Source organism: Amycolatopsis jiangsuensis (genome assembly GCF_014204865.1).
Taxonomy (GTDB): Bacteria; Actinomycetota; Actinomycetes; order Mycobacteriales; family Pseudonocardiaceae; genus Amycolatopsis; species Amycolatopsis jiangsuensis.
The window spans coordinates 136,136-157,790 of the sequence record NZ_JACHMG010000001.1; the positions used below are offsets into that span (position 1 = coordinate 136,136).

5 protein-coding genes and 1 pseudogene are annotated in these 21,655 nt (G+C 71.8%); 5 read left to right on the forward strand and 1 reads right to left on the reverse strand.

What is annotated here, in order from left to right; all coding sequences use genetic code 11:
* Positions 1-2: 2 nt before the first annotated feature.
* From BJY18_RS38210 to BJY18_RS00650, 4 genes and pseudogenes are all read left to right on the forward strand, one after another.
* Positions 3-4,616, forward strand: a pseudogene (locus BJY18_RS38210) (type I polyketide synthase); the annotation flags it as partial.
* A 55-nt stretch (positions 4,617-4,671) separates the two neighbouring features.
* On the forward strand, positions 4,672-10,038 hold the full coding sequence (locus tag BJY18_RS38215) for a type I polyketide synthase (RefSeq protein ID WP_446680357.1): 5,367 nt from the start codon (positions 4,672-4,674) through the stop codon (positions 10,036-10,038).
* A complete protein-coding gene (locus tag BJY18_RS38220; protein WP_184776824.1) occupies positions 10,035-17,840 on the forward strand; it encodes an SDR family NAD(P)-dependent oxidoreductase in 7,806 nt (2,601 codons plus the stop codon). The genes BJY18_RS38215 and BJY18_RS38220 overlap by 4 nt, the downstream gene beginning before the upstream one ends.
* A 16-nt stretch (positions 17,841-17,856) precedes the next feature.
* A complete protein-coding gene (locus BJY18_RS00650) occupies positions 17,857-18,678 on the forward strand; it encodes a family 16 glycosylhydrolase (RefSeq protein WP_184776826.1) in 822 nt (273 codons plus the stop codon).
* Positions 18,679-18,738: 60 nt separating this feature from the next.
* Here BJY18_RS00650 and BJY18_RS00655 read toward each other — a convergent pair whose 3' ends face one another.
* Positions 18,739-19,311, reverse strand: a complete 573-nt coding sequence (locus BJY18_RS00655; RefSeq protein WP_184776828.1) for a PadR family transcriptional regulator — start codon at positions 19,309-19,311, stop codon at positions 18,739-18,741.
* Between the two features lie 93 nt (positions 19,312-19,404).
* On the opposite strand from BJY18_RS00655, the gene BJY18_RS00660 reads away from it, so the two are divergent.
* Positions 19,405-21,561, forward strand: coding sequence for a HelD family protein (locus BJY18_RS00660; protein WP_184776830.1), 2,157 nt, complete (start codon positions 19,405-19,407; stop codon positions 21,559-21,561).
* The last annotated feature ends 94 nt before the right edge of the window (positions 21,562-21,655 follow it).

Sequence of the window (21,655 nt, forward strand, 5' to 3'; positions counted from 1 at the left end):
TCAAGCGGGTCACGACCGAGCTGGACGACGCGCAGGACCGGATCCGGGCCCACGAGCAGCGGGACCGGGAGCCGATCGCGATCATCGGGATGGGCTGCCGGTTCCCCGGTGGCGTGCGGTCCCCGGAAGACCTGTGGGAACTGCTGGTGCAGAGCCGGGACGCGGTGTCCGGTTTCCCGGGCAACCGGGGCTGGGACCTGGCATCGCTGTACGACCCGGACCCGGACAAGCCCGGCAAGTGCTACGTCCAGCACGGCGGCTTCCTGCACGACGCGGACCAGTTCGACCCCGGGTTCTTCGGGATCAGCCCGCGGGAGGCGCTCGCCATGGACCCGCAGCACCGGCTGCTGCTCGAGACAGCCTGGGAGGCGTTCGAGCGCGCCGGCATCGCCGCTGCCGCCCTGCGCGGCAGCCGGACCGGCGTCTACGTCGGCGGCAACGGCACCGACTACTCCGAGGTTTTGCAGGACACCCCGGACGGCGTTGCCGGGTACCTCGGCATCGGCAGCGCCGCCTCGGTCGCGTCCGGCCGGCTCGCGTACACCTTCGGACTGGAGGGTCCGGCCCTCACGATCGACACCGCCTGCTCGGCTTCGCTGGTCGCCCTGCACCTTGCGTGTCAGGGGCTGCGCCACGGGGACTGCACCACGGCGCTGGCGGCCGGCGTGACGGTCATGTCGACACCGGGGTTCCTCGTCGAGTTCAGCCGGCAGCGCGGACTGGCCGGGGACGGCCGTTGTAAGGCGTTCGCGGACGCCGCGGACGGCACCGGGCTGGCCGAGGGCGTGGGTGTGTTGTTGTTGGAGCGGTTGTCGGATGCGCGTCGTAATGGCCACCGGGTGTTGGCGGTGGTGCGGGGTTCGGCGGTGAATCAGGATGGTGCGTCGAATGGTTTGACGGCGCCGAATGGTCCTTCTCAGCGTCGGGTGATGGGTGCTGCGTTGGCTAATGCTGGTCTTTCCGCCGCGGAAGTCGATGCGGTGGAGGCTCACGGCACGGGTACGACTCTGGGTGATCCGATTGAGGCGCAGGCGTTGTTGGCGACGTATGGGCAGGGTCGTGAGCGGCCGTTGTGGCTCGGGTCGGTGAAGTCGAATTTGGGTCATACGCAGGCTGCGGCTGGTGTCGCGGGTGTGATCAAGATGGTCATGGCGATGCGGAACGGGTTGTTGCCGCGGACGTTGCATGTTGATGTGCCTTCGTCGCATGTGGACTGGTCGGCGGGGAAGGTGTCGTTGCTGAGCGATGCTCAGCTGTGGCCGGAGGTGGATCGTCCGCGTCGGGCTGGTGTGTCGTCGTTCGGGGTCAGTGGCACCAATGCGCATGTGATCCTGGAGCAGGTTTCGGTCGAGGAGCCTGCGCCGACTCCGGCGGGTCCGGTTGTGCCGTTGGTGTTCTCGGCCAAGAGTGAGGCTGCGCTTCGGGAGACGGCAGGGCAGCTCGTTCCGGTGCTTGGCAACGGTGTGGCGGACGTCGGACTCTCCTTGGCCACCACACGTTCCGCGTGGGAGCACCGCGCGGCAGTGGTGACAGCGGATCACGCCGCCGGACTCGCCGCTCTTGCCGCCGATCAGGAAGTCGCCGGTCTGGTGCGAGGAGTGGCCGGTGAGGTCGGCAAGGTTGCGTTTGTTTTTCCTGGTCAGGGTTCGCAGTGGGTTGGGATGGGTGTGGCTCTGTACGAGTCGTCTGCGGTTTTTGCGGCTCGGTTGGATGAGTGTGCGTCGGCTCTTTCGTCCTTTGTGGACTGGGGGCTGTTGGATGTGCTTGGTGATGAGGTGGCGTTGGCGCGGGTTGATGTGGTTCAGCCGGTGTTGTGGGCGGTGATGGTGTCGTTGGCTGCGGTGTGGGAGTCCTACGGTGTTCGTCCTGGTGTGGTGGTTGGTCATTCGCAGGGTGAGATCGCGGCTGCGTGTGTGAGTGGTGCGTTGTCTCTTGTTGATGGTGCTCGGGTGGTTGCGTTGCGCAGCAGGGCGATTACGGCGTTGGCGGGTAAGGGTGGGATGGTTTCTGTTGCTTTGTCTGCGGTTGAGGTGCGTGAGCGGATCGGCGATGGGTTGTCTGTTGCTGCGGTGAATGGTGCTGGGGCGACGGTGGTGTCGGGTGATGTTGGTGCGTTGGATGAGTTGGTGGCGGCGTGTGAGCGGGATGGTGTTCGGGCGAAGCGGGTTCCGGTGGATTATGCGTCGCATTCGGTTCAGGTTGAGCTGATTCGTGATGAGTTGCTGGAGGTGTTGGGTGAGGTTGGTCCGGTGTCCGGGCGGGTTCCGTTGTTTTCGACGGTGACCGGGGAATTGGTCGACGGCTCGGGTTTGGATGCTGAGTATTGGTTCCGGAATTTGCGGCAGACGGTGGAGTTCGAGGGCGCGGTCCGGTCGTTGTCGGAGCAGGGTTTTGGTGTGTTTGTGGAGGCGAGTGCGCATCCGGTGCTGACGATGGCGGTCGAGCAGACAGTCGAAGATGCGGTGGCGGTCGGCACGCTCCGCCGCGACGAAGGCGGCCTGGACCGCGTGCTGTTGTCGCTGGGTGAGGCTTACGTCCGAGGCGTCGACGTCGGTTGGGCACCGGCTTTCGCCGGTGCGCACCGCGTCGACCTGCCTGCGTATCCCTTCCAGCGCGAGCGGTTCTGGCTTCAGCGGACCACCGGCCGCGCGGCCGCGGACCCGCTCGACGACATCCGGTACCGGGTGACCTGGAAGACGATCGGCGACCTCCCCGAGCCGTCGCTGGCGGGACAGTGGCTGATCGCCGTCCCCGCGGGCACCGGCTGCGATCTCGCGGACCCGGTCGTCCAGTGCCTCGAAGCCCATGGCGCGCAAACCCGCGTCCTGCCCGTCGGCGCCGGCCGGGCCGCACTGACCGAGCAGCTCGGCGGACTCGGTGAACTCAGCGGCGTGGTCAGCCTGCTGGCCCTCGACGAGCGACCGGACGACGCCACCCCGGCGCTGGCCGACGGCCTCGCCAGGACCGTCGAACTGGTCAAGGCACTCGGCGACGCCGCACTCGACGCTCCACTGTGGATTCTCACCCGCGGCGCCGTGACCACTGGGCCGCGCGACGCGCTGACCAGTCCGGTGCAGGCCCAGGCTTGGGGCGCAGGGCGCGTCGCCGGGCTCGAGCACGCGGGCCGCTGGGGTGGCCTGGTCGACCTTCCCGCCGATTTCGACGCGCCGGTCGCCGGTCGCCTGTGCGCGGTGCTGGCAGGCGCGGGCACCGAGGACCAGCTCGCGATCAGGCCGGCCGGGGTGCTGGTCCGCCGGCTGGCCCGGGCCGGGCGGCCGGGCAAGGCGGCACGGACCTGGCAGCCGCGGGACACCATCCTGCTCACCGGCGGGACCGGCGTGCTGGGCACGCACATCGTGCGGTGGCTCGCGGGCAACGGCGCCACTCGCATCGTGCTGCCGTCCCGCCGCGGACCGGCCGCGCCCGGCATGCCCGAGCTGACCGCGGAGCTGGCCGAGCAGGGTGTCGAGCTGTTCCCGGCCGAGTGCGACGTCGCGGACCGGGCGGCGCTGGAGAGTCTCGTGTCGCGGATACGGCACAGCGGCCCGCCGATTCGCTCCGTCATCCACGCCGCCGCCCAGATCGGGCTCGGCTCCCTCGATGAAACGACGCTTGCCGACTTCGCCGACGTCGTAGGGGCGAAGGCCGCCGGTGCGGCGCATCTCGACGAGATCTTCCGTGACGACGATCTGGACGCGTTTGTGCTGTTCTCCTCCATCGCCGGGGTGTGGGGCAGCGGCGACCACGGTGCGTACGCCGCGGCAAATGCTTTCCTCGACGCGCTCGCGGCGCGCCGCCGCGCCGGCGGGCGCACCGCGACCTCGATCGCCTGGGGCGTATGGGCCGCGGCGAACCCGTGGGACACTGACCGGACCATCGAAGGCATCGACAACGATCAGCTCCGCCTTCGCGGCCTGCCGCTGATGGATCCGGAGCTCGCTTTCACCGCGCTCCAGCACACACTCGACCACGACGAGACCACCCTGACCGTCGCCCACGTGGACTGGTCGAGGTTCGTGCCGGTCTTCACCTCGACCAGGGCGCGCCCGCTGCTCGACGATCTGCCCGAGGCCCAGCTCTCCGGTCAGGCCGGCGCCGTGGCCGAGACGGCCGGGTCCGATCTCGTGCGGCGCGTGGCCGCCGCGGCCGACGGCGAACGCGTTGTCCTCGACCTCGTCCGCGCCCAGGTGACGGTCGTGCTCGGGCACACCGCCCCGGACGCGGTGGCGCCCGGCCGCCCGTTCAAGGAGCTGGGGTTCGACTCGCTGACCGCGGTCGAACTGCGGAACAAGCTGACCGCGGCGACCGGGATCCGGCTGCCCGCCACGATGGTCTACGACCACCCGAGTCCGGCGGCGCTGGCCCGCTACGTCCACGCCCAGCTCGTCCCGCGCACCACACCCGCGCTCGACGAGCTCGACCGGATCGAGGCGGCGCTGTTCGGCGCGGAGACCGGGGCCGAGGCGGGCGCCAGGATCATCGGCCGGCTGCGGTCGATGGTGTGGAAGTGGAACGACCTCGCCGGCACGGCGGACCCGGCGGCCGACGACGGCCTCGACATCGCCACCGACGACGAGATATTCGACCTGATCGACGCCGAGTTCGGCAGTGCCTGACAGGGGATCCACGCAAATGGCTGAGGAACAGAAACTCCGGGACTACCTCAAGCGGGTGACCGCGGAGCTGCGGCAGACCCGCCGCCGGCTGGCCGAGGTGCAGGACAGTGCCGCCGACCCGGTCGCGGTGGTCGCCATGGGCTGCCGCTTCCCCGGCGGGGTGCGCTCGCCGGAGCAGCTCTGGCAGCTGCTGGTGGCCGAGGCCGACCTGGTCTCCGGGTTCCCGGCCGACCGCGGCTGGGACGCCGACGCCCTCTACGACCCCGACCCCGACACACCGGGCCGGACGTATGTACGCGAGGGCGGCTTCCTGTCCGATGTGGACGAATTCGACGCGGGGTTCTTCGGGATCTCACCGCGGGAAGCGGCTGCCACCGACCCGCAGCAGCGGCTGCTGCTGGAGACCGCGTGGGAGACCATCGAACGCGCGGGCATCGACCCGCTGTCGCTCCGGGGCAGCCGCACCGGCGTCTACGTCGGCTGCCACTACCAGGACCACGGCACGCTGCTGAGGCAGGCGCCGGACAGCTACGAGGGCTACGTGGTCACCGCGAGCAATCCCAGCGTGGTGTCCGGCCGAATCGCCTACACACTCGGGCTGGAAGGCCCGGCGGTCACCCTCGACACGGCGTGCTCGTCGTCGCTGACCGCACTGCACCTGGCGGTCCAGGCGGTGCGCAACGGCGAGTGCGAGCGGGCGCTGGCCGGAGGGGTCGCGGTGATGGCCACCCCGGCCTCGTTCACCGGGTTCAGCAGGCAGCGCGGCCTCGCCCATGACGGGCGGTGCAAGGCCTTCGCCGACGCCGCCGACGGGATGGGCCTTGCCGAGGGCGTCGGCCTCGTGCTCGTCGAGCGGCTCTCGGACGCGCGCCGCCACGGGCACCCGGTGCTGGCGGTCGTGCGTGGTTCGGCGATCAACTCCGACGGTGCGTCGAACGGGCTGACCGCACCGAACGGCACCGCCCAGCAGGACGTCATCCGGCAGGCCCTCGTCAGCGCCCGGCTCTCGGCCGACCAGGTCGACGCCGTGGAAGCGCACGGCACGGGTACGACGCTGGGTGATCCGATCGAGGCGCAGGCCTTGCTGGCGACCTACGGGCAGGGGCGGGAACAGCCGTTGTGGCTGGGGTCGGTCAAGTCCAACATCGGCCACGCCCAGACCGCCTCCGGGGTCGCCGGGGTGATCAAGATGGTCATGGCGATGCAGCACGGCCTGCTGCCGAAGACGCTGCACGTCGACGAGCCCTCCTCGCACGTGGACTGGTCGGCGGGCAAGGTGTCCCTGCTGACCGAGGCCCGGCCGTGGCCGGAGGCGGATCGCCCGCGCCGGGCCGGTGTGTCGTCGTTCGGGGTCAGCGGCACCAACGCCCATGTGATCCTGGAACACGTCCCGGCCGAGATCCCGGAACCGTCTACTGCGGACTCCGCGCTGCCGCTGGTGTTCTCGGCCAAGACCGAACCCGCACTGCGCGCGGTGGCCGGGCAGCTGGCCGCCGTCGTGGGCGCCGGGCTGCCCGACGTCGGCTTCTCGCTCGCGACCACCCGCTCCGCCCTGGAGCACCGCGCTCTCCTGGTGACCCGCGACGAGCGCTCGGCCGCGCGGGAACTGCAGGCGATCGCCGACGGTGCGCCGGGTGTGGTGCAGGGCGTGGCCGGTGAGGTCGGCAAGGTTGCGTTTGTTTTTCCTGGTCAGGGTTCGCAGTGGGTTGGGATGGGTGTGGCTCTGTACGAGTCGTCTGCGGTTTTTGCGGCTCGGTTGGATGAGTGTGCGTCGGCTCTTTCGTCCTTTGTGGACTGGGGGCTGTTGGATGTGCTTGGTGATGAGGTGGCGTTGGCGCGGGTTGATGTGGTTCAGCCGGTGTTGTGGGCGGTGATGGTGTCGTTGGCTGCGGTGTGGGAGTCCTACGGTGTTCGTCCTGGTGTGGTGGTTGGTCATTCGCAGGGTGAGATCGCGGCTGCGTGTGTGAGTGGTGCGTTGTCTCTTGTTGATGGTGCTCGGGTGGTTGCGTTGCGCAGCAGGGCGATTACGGCGTTGGCGGGTAAGGGTGGGATGGTTTCTGTTGCTTTGTCTGCGGTTGAGGTGCGTGAGCGGATCGGCGATGGGTTGTCTGTTGCTGCGGTGAATGGTGCTGGGGCGACGGTGGTGTCGGGTGATGTTGGTGCGTTGGATGAGTTGGTGGCGGCGTGTGAGCGGGATGGTGTTCGGGCGAAGCGGGTTCCGGTGGATTATGCGTCGCATTCGGTTCAGGTTGAGCTGATTCGTGATGAGTTGCTGGAGGTGTTGGGTGAGGTTGGTCCGGTGTCCGGGCGGGTTCCGTTGTTTTCGACGGTGACCGGGGAATTGGTCGACGGCTCGGGTTTGGATGCTGAGTATTGGTTCCGGAATTTGCGGCAGACGGTGGAGTTCGAGGGCGCGGTCCGGTCGTTGTCGGAGCAGGGTTTTGGTGTGTTTGTGGAGGCGAGTGCGCATCCGGTGCTGACGATGGCGGTCGAGCAGACAGTCGAAGATGCGGTGGCGGTCGGCACGCTCCGCCGCGACGAAGGCGGCCTGGACCGCGTGCTGTTGTCGCTGGGTGAGGCTTACGTCCGAGGCGTCGACGTCGGTTGGGCACCGGCTTTCGCCGGTGCGCACCGCGTCGACCTGCCCACCTACCCGTTCCAGCGGCAGCGCCACCGTCTCCCGCCGGCGGGATCGAACGGCGCGGACCTCGAGTCGGCCGGGCTGCGGCCGGTCGGCCACCCGCTGCTGGGCGCGGCCGTCGAGACGCCGGACGGTGCGCTGGTCCTCACCGGCCGGATCTCTCTTCGCGACCACAGCTGGCTGGCCGAGCACCGGGTCTTCGACTCGGTCCTGCTGCCCGGCACCGGGTTCGTCGAGCTCGCCGTGCGCGCGGCCGACCTCGCCGGCTGCGGCCGGATCGACGAGCTGGTGCTGGAGGCGCCGCTGGTGCTGCCGGAGCGCGACGGGGTCCAGGTCCAGGTGGTGGTCGAGCCGGACGGCGCGGCCGGCAGCCGGGCGTTCCGGGTGCACTCCCGGACCGGCGACGAGGGCGAATGGGTGCGCAACGCCACCGGTGTCATGAGCCCCGGCCCCGGCGAGCCCGCCTTCGACACCACCGCGGCCTGGCCGCCGCCGGGCGCGGACCCCATTCCGGTGGACGGCTTCTACGCCGGGTTCGCCGAGCGCGGCTACGGCCACGGGCCGGCGTTTCAGGGCCTGCGCGCCGCGTGGCGGCGCGGCGACGAGGTGTTCGCCGAGGTCCGTCTGCCCGGGGAACAGGCCGGGCACGCCGGGCAGTACGGCCTGCACCCGGCCCTGCTCGACGCGGCCTCGCACGCGGTCGCGCTCACCTCGTCCCAGCCGGGCGAGGCCCACCTGCCGTTCTCGTGGCAGGGCGTGACGCTGCACGCCGCCGGAGCGGCCGCGGTCCGGGTGCGGGTCGCGGTGACCGGACCGGAGACCTACCGGGTGGCGCTGACCGACGAGAGCGGGGCCCCGGTGCTGACCGTCGAGTCGCTGACAGTCCGGCCGGTGACCAGGGACCGGCTGCACACCGGCCGCGACTCGCTGTTTCACGTCGAGTGGAAGCCGATTGCGCCGGACGGCGCGCCTGCCGGCCAGGCGGCCGGTCTGCTCTGCGACGACTTCGGGCTCTTCGCCGCGGACACCGGCCTGCGCATCGAGCGCTACGGCGCACCGGCGGAGCTGGCCGAATCCCCGCCCGCCTTTGTGTTCGCCACGCTGGCGGGCGAGACCGGGGACCTGCCCGCCGCGGCTCGCGCGGTGACCGGGCGCGCGCTGGCGCTGGTCCAGTCCTGGCTGGCCGACGACCGGCTCGCCGAGAGCACGCTGGTGCTCTGCACCCGCGGTGCGGTGCCCGCCGGGACCGCTGACCCGGACCAGGACGTGGCCGCGGCCACGGTGTGGGGCCTGCTCCGGTCCGCGCAGACCGAGCACCCCGGCCGGTTCGTCCTGCTCGACCTCGACGACCACCCGGCGTCCTCGGCGGCGCTCCCGGCCGTGCTGGCGACCGGCGAGCCCCAGCTGGTCATCCGCGCCGGCGAGACCTATTGCCCACGACTGGCCCGCGCGACCGCACCGGACCAGGACCGGCCCGTCGACCTGACCGGCACGGTGCTGGTCACCGGCGGCACCGGGACGCTGGGCCGGCTCGTCACCCGGCACCTCGTCGAGGCACACGGCTCGCGGAACCTCGTGCTGCTCAGCCGGCACGGCGAGGCCGCCGAAGGGGCCGCCGAATGGGCCGGGGAACTCGAGAAACTCGGGGCGTCCGCCCGGGTCCTTGCCTGCGACGTCGGCGACCGCGCGGATCTGGCGGGCGTGCTGTCCGGTTTGGACACTCCGCTGTCGGCGGTCGTGCACGTCGCCGGCGTGCTGGACGACGGCGTCGTCACGGCCCAGACCGACAGCCGGGTGGACCGGGTGTTCACCCCGAAGGTCGACGCCGTGGTCAACCTGCACGAGCTGACCAAGGACGCCGGGCTCTCTGCGTTCGTGGTGTTCTCTTCGGCGGCCGGCACGTTCGGCAGCGCGGGGCAGGCGAACTACGCCGCGGCCAATGCGTTCCTCGACGCTTTCGCGCACCACCGCCGCGCACAGGGCTTGCCCGCCGTTTCACTGGCGTGGGCACTGTGGGAGCAGCGCAGCTCCATGACCGAGCACCTCGGCGACTCCGAGGTCACGCGGATGACCAGGGGCGGCATGATCCCGCTCGCCTCGGCGGACGGGCTGACGCTGTTCGACGCGGCGCTGGGCTCGGACCACCCGGTGCTGGTGCCGGTGAAGTTCGACACGGCCAAGCTGCGGGCCCACCCGGACACCGTCCCGCCGCTGCTGCGCGACCTCGTGCGGGTGCCGGTGCGCCGGGCCGCGGCGGCCGCACCGGTCGACGGCGGCCTGAAGCAGCGGCTCGCCGGGCTTCCCGCGGCCGAGCGGGAGTGGGCACTGATCGACCTCGTGCGCGGCCACGTCGCAAGCGTGCTCGGGCACTCGTCACCGCAGGAGATCGAGTCCGGACGCGCCTTCAAGGACCTGGGGTTCGAGTCGCTCACCGCCGTCGAACTGCGCAACCGGCTCAGCGCGGCCACCGGACTGCGTCTGCCGGCGACCCTCGTGTTCGACCACCCGACCTCCGCGGCACTGGCCAGTCTGTTGCGGGACCGGTTGTTCCCCGCGGCTGAGCCGCCCGGCGAGCCCACCGACGGCCGGGACGACGCGGACGTCCGCCGGGTGCTCGCCACCGTGCCGGTGGCGAAGCTGCGTGCGGCCGGACTGCTGGAGCCGCTGATGGGCGTCGCCGGGCATGCGCCGGCGCCCGGGCCGGGTGCCGCAGCGCAGATCGACGAGCTGGACGTCGCCGGTCTGGTCGACCTGGCACTGGAAGCGGGAGCGGACCGATGACCACACCGCAGGAGAAGGTCGTCGAGGCCCTGCGCGCCTCGCTCAAGGAAACCGACCGCCTCAGGCAACAGAACCGGCAGCTCACCGACGCGGCGGCGGAGCCCATCGCGATCGTGGCGATGAGCTGCCGGTTCCCCGGCGGGGTGAGCTCCCCGGAGCAGTTCTGGGACCTGCTGGCAGCCGGCACCGACGCCATCTCGGTCTTCCCGGACGACCGTGGCTGGGTGGGAGACGGGCGCGGCACCGGCGAGGTCCGCCACGGCGGATTCCTCTACGACGCAGCCGATTTCGACCCGGCTTTCTTCGAGATCTCCCCGCGCGAGGCACTCGCGATGGACCCCCAGCAGCGGCTGCTGCTGGAGACGTCGTGGGAGGTGCTCGAACGCGCCGCGATCGATCCCCGCACCTTGCGAGGCAGCCGGACCGGGGTGTTCGCGGGCGTGCTGAACAACGAGTACGGCTCGCGGCTGCACTCGATTCCGCCGGGAGTGGCCGGGTACGTCGGCAACGGCAGCGCGGGCAGCATCGCCTCCGGCCGGGTCGCCTACACCTTCGGCTTCGAAGGCCCGTCGCTGACCGTCGACACCGCGTGCTCGTCGTCCCTGGTCGCGCTGCACCTGGCCTGCCAGTCCCTGCGGCAGGACGAGTGCACCCTCGCGCTGGCCGCCGGGGTGACGGTGATGGCGACGGCGGGCACGTTCGCCGAGTTCGGCCGCCAGCAGGCACTCGCCCCGGACGGCCGGTGCAAGACCTTCGCCGACTCCGCCGACGGCACCAGCCTGGCCGAGGGCGCCGGCATGCTGCTGCTGGAACGCCTTTCCGACGCCCGGCGCAACGGGCATCCGGTGCTGGCGGTCGTGCGTGGTTCGGCGATCAACTCCGACGGCGCATCGAACGGGCTGACCGCGCCCAACGGCCCGTCGCAGCAGCGGATGATCCGGCAGGCACTGGCGAACGCGCGGGTGAGCGCCGGCGAGGTCGACGCGGTCGAGGCACACGGGACCGGCACGACCCTCGGCGACCCGATCGAGGCGCAGGCCCTCCTAGAAACCTACGGCCAGGGGCGCGAGCGTCCGCTGTGGCTGGGGTCGGTGAAGTCCAACATCGGTCACACGCAGGCCGCTGCCGGCATGGCCGGGGTGATCAAGATGGTGCTCGCCATGCGGCACGGCCTGCTGCCGAAGACGCTGCACGTCGACCGGCCCTCCACCCACGTGGACTGGTCCGCCGGGGCGGTCCGGCTGCTCACCGAAGCCCGCGACTGGCCGGAGACCGCCGAGCCGCGCCGGGCCGGGGTGTCGTCGTTCGGGGTGAGCGGCGCCAACGCGCACGTGATCCTCGAAGCGGTCGAGGAGCCCGCCGTCGAGCCGAGGGAGCCCGCTTCCCCGGTGCCGCTGCCGGTGGTCCTGTCCGGCCGCGACGTCGCGGCCGTCCGGGCGTCGGCCCGGCAGGTGCGCGCGGCCGCGCGGGACCTGGAGCCGGCCGACCTGGCCTTCTCACTGGCGACCACGAGGGCGGGCATGGAACGCCGGGCGGCGTTTGTCGCCGCCGACCGGGACGAGCTGATGCGGGGCCTCGACGCCATCGTCGACGGCGGGCTCGTCGGCACCGCGATTCCCGATGGCCGGGTGGGTTTTTTGTTTTCGGGTCAGGGTTCGCAGCGGGTGGGTATGGGGGGTGAGTTGTGGGCGCGTTTTCCGGTTTTTGCGGCTGTGTTTGATGAGGTGTGTGCGGAGTTTGGTGGGTTGCGGGAGGTGATTTTTGCGGATGATCGGTTGCATCGGACGGAGTTCACGCAGCCGGGGTTGTTCGCGTTTGAGGTGGCGTTGTATCGGTTGCTGGAGTCGTGGGGTGTTGTGCCGGATGTGGTGGTGGGGCATTCGATTGGTGAGTTGGTGGCGGCGTATGTGGCTGGGGTGTGGTCGTTGCCGGATGCGTGTCGGGTGGTGGCGGCTCGTGGTCGGTTGATGCAGGGGCTGCCGGAAAGTGGTGCGATGGTGGCGGTGCAGGCGGCGGAGGCGGAAGTTGTTCCGTTGTTGCCTGCTGGTGTGGGTGTTGCGGCGGTGAATGGTCCTTCGTCGGTGGTGGTGTCGGGTGTGGCGGACGAGGTTGTGGCGGTGGGGGAGGTTTTTGCGGGGCGTGGCCGTAAGGTGAAGCGGTTGCGGGTGAGTCATGCGTTTCATTCGGTGTTGATGGAGCCGATGCTGGCGGAGTTCCGTGAGGTTTTGGCGGGGGTGGAGTTTCATTCACCGTCGAAGGTGGTGGTGTCGAATGTGTCGGGTGTGGTGGCTGGTGGGGAGTTGTGTTCTCCGGATTATTGGGTTCGGCATGTGCGTGAGCCGGTGCGGTTTGCTGATGGGGTGGCGGCAGCGCGGGCTCGGGGTGTGGGGACATTCCTGGAGATCGGGCCCGACAGCGCACTGACGGCCATGGTGGACGAGGGCGCCGTCGCGGCACTGCGCGCCGATCGTCCGGAGGAGACCGCCCTGATGTCCGCGCTGGGGCGGCTGCACGTCCGCGGGGTATCGATCGACTGGGCGCCGCTGTTCGACGGCGCCCGCCGGGTCGGCTTGCCGACGTACCCGTTCCAGCGCGAGCGCTACTGGCTCCGGGACGGCCCGGCCGGGCAGACCACCCTCACCTCGGTGGTGGAGATCGCCGGCCGCGACCGCTTCGTGTGCACCGGCGAGCTCGGCGTCGCCGGGCAGCCCTGGTTGGGGGACCACGCCGTGCACGGCCGGCTCATCGCCCCCGGCACGGCACTCGTCGACTTCGCCCTGCAGGCCGCGGCCGGCATCGGCACGGGCCATCTCGACGACCTCGTGCTCGAAGCCCCGCTCGTCGTTCCCGCCGAAGGCGCGGTGGAGCTCCAGCTGACTGCGGACGAGCCGGACGGCTCAGGGCGCCGCGAGCTGAACCTCTCCTCGCGCCAGGGCGACGGGCCGTGGACCCGCCACGCGACCGGCTCGCTGACGGTGGCCGGCGGCCCCTCGCCGTTCGATGCGGTGCCTTCCGGTGCCGAGTGGCCGCCGTCCGGCGCGGAGCCCGCCGACCTCGACGCGCTCTACGACCGGTTCGCCGGCCACGGCATCGAGTACGGGCCCGCGTTCCGCGGCGCGGAAGCGGTGTGGACGCGTGGCGACGAGGTTTTCGCCGAGGTCCGGCTGCCGGGTGGGCAAAGCGGCGGCCACGCCCTGCACCCGGCGCTGTTCGACGCCGCGCTGCACGCCGCGGCCCTGGCTGAGTACGCGGGCAGCGGGCTGCCGTTCGCCTGGCGCGGGGTCGGCCTGCACTCGACCGGCGCCACCCGGCTCAGGGTCCGGATCGCGCCGTCGGAGCAGGACGGGATTTCGCTGCTCGCGACCGACGAAGGCGGACGTCCGGTGCTGGAGATCCGCTCCCTGGTCCCGCGGCCGCTCCCGGCCGGCCACGACTCGCTGTTCGTCCTCGAGTGGACGCCCGCCCGGCACGGCGAACCAGCGGCGCAGGACACGGTTGTCGAAGAGTTCCCTGCCGGCGCGGGCACCGTCGAGGAGATCCACGCCGCGACCCGCCGCGCGCTGGGTCTGGTCCGGGCCTGGCTGTCCGAGGACCGGCCGGAACGGCTCGTGTTCGCCACCCGGGGCTCGGTCGCCACCGAGCCGGGTGCCGAGCCGGACCTGACCAACGCCGCGGTCTGGGGCCTGGTCCGGTCGGCGCAGACCGAGCATCCTGGCCGCTTCCAGCTCGTCGACCTCGACGAGCACGGGACCGTGCCGGCCTCGGCCGAACCGCAGCTGGCGGTCCGCGGCGACGCGGTGCTGGCGCCCCGCCTGACCAGGGCCGCCGCGCCCGCCCGGCCGCGCGACCCGGCCGGGCGCGACCCGGCCGGCCCGGTGCTGATCACCGGGGGCACCAGTGGCCTCGGCCTGCTGGTGGCCCGGCACCTGGCCGCCGAACACGGCGTCCGCGACCTCGTGCTGCTCAGCCGCACGGGCACGGTGCCCGAAGGCATCGACGCCGACGTCCGCGTCCTCGCCTGCGACGTCGCCGACCGGGCCGCCCTTGCCGCCGCGCTGGACCGGGTGGGGCGTCCCAGCCTGGTGGTGCACGCGGCCGGGATCCTGGCCGACGGCGTGGTCGCCGGACTGTCCGCCGACCAGGTCGACCGGGTGCTGCGCGCGAAGGTCGACGGCGCGGTGAACCTGCAGGAGCTCACCGGCGACGACACCGAGTTCGTGCTGTTCTCCTCGGCCGCGGGTGTCTTCGGCGGAGCGGGCCAGGCAGGGTACGCCGCGGCCAACGCCTTCCTCGACGCGTTCGCGTCGGCCCGCCGCGCTCGCGGCCTCCCAGCGACGTCCCTGGCCTGGGGCCTGTGGGAGCACGGCGGGATGGCCGGTGGCCTCGGGACCACCGACCTGGCCCGGATGACCAGAGGGGGAACCGCCGCGCTGACGGCCGAAGAAGGCCTCGCGTTGTTCGACGCCGCCCGCGGCGCGGACCACCCGGCCGTCGTTCCGATCAAGCTCGACCTCACCGTCCTGCGCGAGCAGGCCGACCCCCACCGGCTGGTGCGCGACCTGGCCCGGGTGCCTGCCCGGACTCCGGCGCCCCGCGCCACCGGAGTCCCCGGCGAAGCCGAGCTGATGGACCTGGTGCTCGCCCAAGTCGCGGCGGTCCTCGGCCACGGCGACGCCTCGGCCGTCGACCCGCACCGCGCCTTCAAGGAACTCGGCTTCGACTCGCTGACCGCCGTCGAACTGCGCAACCAGCTCAACGCTGCCCTCGACACGCGGCTGACTGCGACGCTGGTCTTCGACCACCCGACCCCGGCCGCGCTGGCCGAGCACCTGCGCAGGGAACTGCACGGCGCCGCACCGGAGCGCCTCGTGCCGGAGCGGCAGGCACCCGCCGACGACGACCCGGCTGTCATCGTGGCCATGAGCTGCCGCTATCCGGGCGGGGTCACGTCACCGGCGGAGCTATGGGACCTCGTCTCGGCGGGCCGGGACGCGATCACGCCCTTCCCGGCGGACCGCGGGTGGGACGTCGAGGGGCTCTACGACCCGGACCCGGACCGCCGGGGCCGGTCCTACGTCCGCGAAGGCGGATTCCTGCACGACGCGGCCCAGTTCGACGCCGCGTTCTTCGGTATCTCCCCGCGTGAGGCCGTCGCGATGGACCCCCAGCAGCGGCTGCTGCTGGAGATCACGTGGGAGCTGTTCGAACGGGCCGGGATCGACCCGGACTCGGTGCGCGGCAGCCGCACCGGTGTGTTCACCGGGGTGATGTACCACGACTACGCCGCCCGCCTTTTGGTCGTCCCCGAGGACGTCGAGGGCTACCTGGGCAGTGGCAACGCGGGCAGTGTCGCTTCCGGCCGGCTCGCCTACACCCTGGGTCTCGAAGGCCCCGCGGTCACGATCGACACGGCGTGCTCGTCGTCGCTGGTGGCGCTGCACCTGGCGGCGCAGGCCGTCCGGCAGGGGGAGTGCGAAGCCGCACTCGCCGCCGGGGTGACGGTCATGGCCACGCCCGCGGCGTTCGTGGACTTCAGTCGGCAGCGGGGACTCGCGGCGGACGGCCGCTGCAAGTCCTTCGCCGAAGCCGCCGACGGCACCGCTTGGGGCGAAGGCGCCGGCGCCGTGCTGGTGGAGCGGTTGTCGGACGCCCGGCGCCTCGGTCATCCGGTGCTGGCGGTCGTGCGGGGGAGCGCGATCAACTCCGACGGCGCCTCGAACGGGCTCACCGCGCCGAACGGGCCGTCCCAGCAGCGGGTCATCCGCCAGGCACTCGACGCCGCGGGCCTGGCCGCCCGCGACGTGGACGCCGTGGAGGCGCACGGGACCGGCACCACGCTGGGCGACCCGATCGAAGCGCAGGCGCTGCTCGCCGCCTACGGCCAGGACCGCGAGCACCCGTTGTGGCTGGGCTCGGTGAAGTCGAACATCGGGCACACCCAGGCGGCCGCGGGCGTGGCCGGCGTCATCAAGATGGTGGAGGCCATGCGGCACGGCGTGCTGCCCCGGACGCTGCACGTGGACGAGCCCTCCTCGCACGTCGACTGGACGGCCGGTGACGTCGCCCTGCTCACCCGGCAGCAGGAGTGGCCGCGAGCCGGCCGGGCGCGTCGCGCGGCGGTGTCGTCCTTCGGCATCAGCGGCACCAACGCGCATGTCATCCTCGAAGCCGCGCCGGCCTGCCCCGCCGCGGCACCGGAGCCGGGCCACGACGGTGCCGTGCCGGTGCTGCTGTCGGCCAAGACCGAGCCGGCCCTGCGGGCGCAGGCCGAGCGGTTCCGGCTCGTCGCCGGCCAGGACCTGGCCGCGCTCGCGTGGTCGTCGGTGACCACCCGGGCCGCCTTCGGCCACCGGGCGGTGGTGCTCGCCAGGGACCGCGCGGACCTGGAGCGCGGCCTGACCGCGATCGCGACCGGCACCCCGGCCGCGCACGTCAGCGTCGGTGCGGCCGAACCCGGCGCGGTCGGGTTCCTGTTCTCCGGCCAGGGTTCCCAGCGCGCCGGGATGGGCAGGGAGCTGGCCGCCCGATTCCCGGTGTTCGCCAAGGCTTTCGACGAGATCTGCGCCGGGTTCGGCCCGCTGGCCGACATCGTGGGGGAGAAACCCGGGCTGCTCGACCGCACCGAGTTCGCCCAGCCCGCGCTGTTCGCGTTCGAGGTGGCCCTGTACCGGCTGCTCGAATCGTGGGGCGTGACGGCGAAGGTGCTGGTCGGGCACTCGATCGGCGAGCTGGTGGCGGCGCACGTCGCCGGGCTCTGGTCGACCGCCGACGCCTGCCGGGTGGTGGCCGCTCGCGGCCGGTTGATGCAGGCGCTGCCGGGAGGCGGTGCGATGGCCGCGGTCGAGGCCACCGAAGCCGAGCTGGCGCCCCTGCTCACCGGCGGGGTCGGCCTCGCCGCGGTGAACCAGCCGTCGTCGGTGGTCGTCTCGGGGCTGGAACAGGAGGTCGCCCGGATCGCCGAGACCGTCAGCGGCTGGGGCCGCCGGACCAAGCGGTTGCGGGTGAGCCACGCGTTCCACTCGTCGTTGATGGAGCCCATGCTGGACGAGTTCCGCCGCGTGCTCGACGAGGTCGAGTTCGGCGAACCGGCGAAGCTCGTCGTGTCGAACCTGACCGGCCGGGTGGCGGGCGGGGAGCTGCGCTCGCCCGAGTACTGGGTCCGCCACGTGCGTGAGACGGTCCGCTTCGCCGACGGGGTGGCCGCGGCCCGCGCCGCCGGCGTGACGACCTTCGTGGAACTCGGCCCGGACGGCGCGCTGTCCGGGCTGACGCCGGGCTCCACCGCGCTGCTGCGGGCGGACCGGCCGGAGCCGGAGTCGGTGCTGGCCGCGCTCGGCGGCCTGCACGTCCGCGGCGCCGGCGTGCGGTGGCCCGCGGTGCTCGAGGGGACCGCGGCCCAGCACATCGACCTGCCCACCTATCCGTTCCAGCGCAAGCGTTTCTGGCTGGACGCCACCCCGCTGGAGACCGGCCCGGCCGGCGCTGCGGCCGACGAGCCGGACGAAACCGTCCCCGTCGACCTCCGCCGGCAGCTCGGTGCACTGGACCAGGCCGGCGGTGACACCGCGGTGCTGGACCTGCTGCGGGCCACCATCGCGGCCGTGCTGGGCCACGACTCACCGGACGAGGTGCCGCCGGAGGCCGACCTGCTCGACCTCGGCTTCGCGTCGCTGACCGCGGTCGAGCTGAGCAACCGGCTGACCGCGGCGACCGGCCTGGAACTGGCGCCGACGCTGGTCTTCGACCATCCGACCCCGATCGAGCTCATGCGCCACCTGCGTGCGGAGCTGGCCACACCGTAAGAAGGGAAGAGCAACCATGGACACGCTCGGCTCGCAGAGCCCGCAGCTCACCTCGCCGGACTGGCAGGTCCTGTGGCAGGACGACTTCGCCGGACCGCGCGGCGCACCACTGGACCGCGGCCGGTGGAAGACGATCACCGGCAAGCCCTGGGCCGCCGGGATCGAGTCCTACGCGGACGACACCGATCATCTGAGCCTGGACGGCGACGGGCACCTGCGGCTGACCGCCACACACAGCGAGCAGGACGGCTACGTCTCAGCCTGGATCGAGACGGTGCGGGAGGACTTCGTGCCGGCGCCGGGCGGCGCGCTCAAGGTCGAATCGGTGGTTCAGACCGCCCCGGGGCTGGGCCTCGACTGCGCGATGTTCGCGTGGGCGAACCGGATGCGGCACCTCGGGGACACCGAGCCGCTGCAGGGCTGGTACCTCTCCGGCGAGCTGGACGTCTTCGAGGTGGTCAACTCGGAGCCCGCCGACGTCTACGGCGTCGTGCACTCACCGGAGTGCCACCAGCTGCCGTCGCTGGGGCTGGGCTCCGCCACGGCCACGCCGGACGGACGGCCGCTGAGCGAGGGCTTCCACACCTACTCCGTGGTGTGGACCCGCGATCCGGACTCGATCACCTGGTACCTCGACGGCCGCGAATACCTCCGGCTCACGCCGGAGGACACCACGCCCCAGGGCTGGCTGTTCACCCAGGAGGTCTTCTTCGGCCTGCTGCTGGTGGTCGGCAGCCCCGGCGGGCCGGTCATGCCCGGCGAGCCCGACCCCGCCGCCTTCCCGACGACGATGCTGGTCGACCGCGTCACGGTCGCGGAGCTGAGGCCGCCCGCCTGACCCGTGCCCGCTCCTCCGGATCGCCGAAGGCCACCTCGAGGCTGCGTCTCGAGGTGGCCTTCACGGCCTCGCCGCGGCGCTGAGCTCCAACCGTCCACTGTGGATTTCCTCGATGAGGGCGCGGGTGAGGTCGAGGTCCGCTTGCAGGTGGGCCCGCAGGTGCAGGATCTCCACCAGCCCGACTCGCGGCACGTGGCGCCCGGCCGACCCGTCGTACTCGGCCTGTGCCGCCGCGAGCCGGCCCTCCAGCAGCACACATCGGCGCTCGAGGCGGCCCACGGCGTCCTCCGCCGTCAGCAGGGACATGAACGCCAGCGCGACGCAGTAGGCGGGGTACTCGGGGACGAGGGTGGCCATCAGCTCGCGCAGCCGGTCGCGGGCGACGTCGCGGCCCGTCGCGGTGATCGAGTAGACGGTGCGCTCAGGGCGCCGGCCGTCGCGGCTGCTCCCGACCGGCTCGATCAGCTCGGCCTTCGCCAGGGTGCCCACGGTGTTGTACAGCGCGCCGTGCGTGACCTTGACGACCCGGTCCAGTCCCTGTTCCCGCAGCTGCTGCTGCAGTTCGTACGGGTGCTGTGGCTGGTCGGTGAGCAAGCGCAGCACGGCGAGGCCCAGCGCGGTGAGACTCCGCACTCCTGCTCCCTACGACTCGGTCCGGCAAGTGATAGTCTTATTGTACTATTACGTACGGACGAATACTGCCGACGAATACTGGGGGCGACGAACATGGCTGCGCCGGACGTGAAGCTCGCCGCCGGCCTCCCAGCCGGTCCGGAGCCCGTCGAGCCGGAGATCCGCGTCGAGCGCGACTTCATGGAGCACTGCCGCGCGAAGCTGATCCGGATGCGCGGCGAGGCCACCGCGATGCTCGACAGCGGGGCGGCCGAAGGCGACGCCGTCACGGACAAGTACTTCAACCACGCGCTGCGCGAGTTCCGCAAGCAGGTGGTCAAGGACCTGTCCGGCTTCGACGACGTGCCACTGTTCTTCGGCCGCCTCGACTACCCGGCGGGTGATGTCTTCGACATCAAGGCCGACGCCGTTCGCGGCGACGGCTCCCACACGCGCCGGGACGACAGCGACCTCGTTTACGTCGGCCGCCGCGGAGTCCGCGACGAAGACGGCGAACCCATCGTCATCGACTGGCGCGCCATGCTCTCCCGCGCGTTCTACGAAGCGTCCTCATGGGACCCGATGGGCGTGCGCGTGCGCCGCCGGTACGGTTTCGACCAGCACGGCGTGCTGACCGCCTTCGAAGACGAGCGCTTCACCGGTGCGGACAGCTCCGGCGGCGGCAGCGATCTGCTGACGGCGGAGATCGAGCGGCCCCGCCAGGGCCCGATGCGCGACATCGTGGCCACGATCCAGCCCGAGCAGATGCGCCTGGTGCGCGCCTCCGTCGACCAGACGCTGTGCATCCAGGGCGCGCCGGGCACCGGCAAGACCGCGGTGGGCCTGCACCGGCTTGCGTACCTGCTCTTCTCCGAGCGGGACCGGCTGCGCAAGGGGGGCGGCGTCGCCGTCATCGGGCCCAACAGCTCCTTCCTCGCCTACATCCGCAACGTCCTGCCCGCGCTCGGCGAGGTGGAGGTCTCCCAGGCCACCATCGACGACCTCACCGGTCAGGGCCGCACCGCCGGCCGCGTCGACGACCTGGCGGCGGCGCGGATCAAAGGCAGCCTGGACATGGCTGAGGTCGTCCGGCGCCACCTGTGGTCGCAGATCTGCCAGCCGGAGGAGACGCTCGAACTCACGCATCAGCACCGCACCTGGCGGGTGTCCGTCGAGCAGCAGGCCGCGGAGCTCGAGGACGTGCTCGGCCGGGGAACCGGCTACAGCGCCGGCCGCGAACTGCTGGTCCAGCGCCTGGCGCATTGCGTGCTGCGTCAGATGGAACGGGTCGGCCGGGCCGGGACCACACTGACCCAGCTCTGCCGGAACCGGGGGATCGGCCAGGCCGTCCGGCGGATGTGGCCCGCCGTCGACCCGGCCCGCCTGGCCTTCGACCTGCTCACGGACTCAGACCACCTGGCCGCGGCCGCCGACGGGATCCTGTCGGCGGAGCAGCAGCAGGCCATCCTGGTGAGTCCTCGTCCGCGCAGCGTCAAGACGATGACCTGGTCGACGCTCGACCTGGCGCTGCTCGACGAAGCCGCGGGCCTGGTCGGCAGGCCGGACCGGCTGGGGCACATCGTGGTCGACGAAGCACAGGACCTCAGCCCGATGCACTTCCGCGCGATCGCGCGCCGGGTCGCGGGAGCCTGCACGGTGCTGGGCGACCTGGCCCAGGCGACGAGCCCGTCGGCGGTGGGGGACTGGTCGGAGGTGCTCGCCCACCTTGATCGCCCCCGCGGCCGGATCGAAGTCCTCGACCGCGGCTACCGGGTGCCCGCGGAGGTGCTGGACTACGCGGCCCGCCTCCTCCCGCACATCGCCCCGGACCTGACCGGGCCGACCTCCATCCGGCACAGCGCGGACGCGCTGCACGTGACCCGGACCAGCCCGGACCGGCGAACCGAAACGATTGTCGAAGCCTGCGAAACCGCGCTGGTCCGCGAAGGCTCCGTGTGCCTCATCGCCGCCGACAACGACGTCGCGGAACTGCACGAGACCCTGACGGCCCACGACATCAAGCACACGGTCCTCGGCGGCGAGGGCCTGGACGCGGAGCGCGTCACCTTGGCCCCGGTGACCCTGGCCAAGGGCCTCGAGTACGACACGGTCCTGGTGGTCGAGCCGAGCCGGATCGTCGACGCCGAACCCCGTGGGCTGCAGCGGTTGTACGTGGCACTGACCCGCGCGGTGAGCCGGCTGCAGGTCGTGCACGCCCAGCCGCTGCCGGTGGCGCTCGCGCCCGAATACGCGCTGACCGACATCCGTTAGGCCCTACCATGGAATTCACGACGGTGCGGGTTCCCGGGACGACCGTAAGGGTCGGCTAGGGGTGGGGAAAGATTCACCGGCTGGATAACGTGAG

Coding starts and splice junctions, on each gene's coding strand:
- BJY18_RS00650 (WP_184776826.1), top strand. CDS start 17,857: ATGGACACGCTCGGCTCGCAGAGCCCGCAGCTCACCTCGCCGGACTGG.
- BJY18_RS00660 (WP_184776830.1), top strand. CDS start 19,405: ATGGCTGCGCCGGACGTGAAGCTCGCCGCCGGCCTCCCAGCCGGTCCG.
- BJY18_RS38220 (WP_184776824.1), top strand. CDS start 10,035: ATGACCACACCGCAGGAGAAGGTCGTCGAGGCCCTGCGCGCCTCGCTC.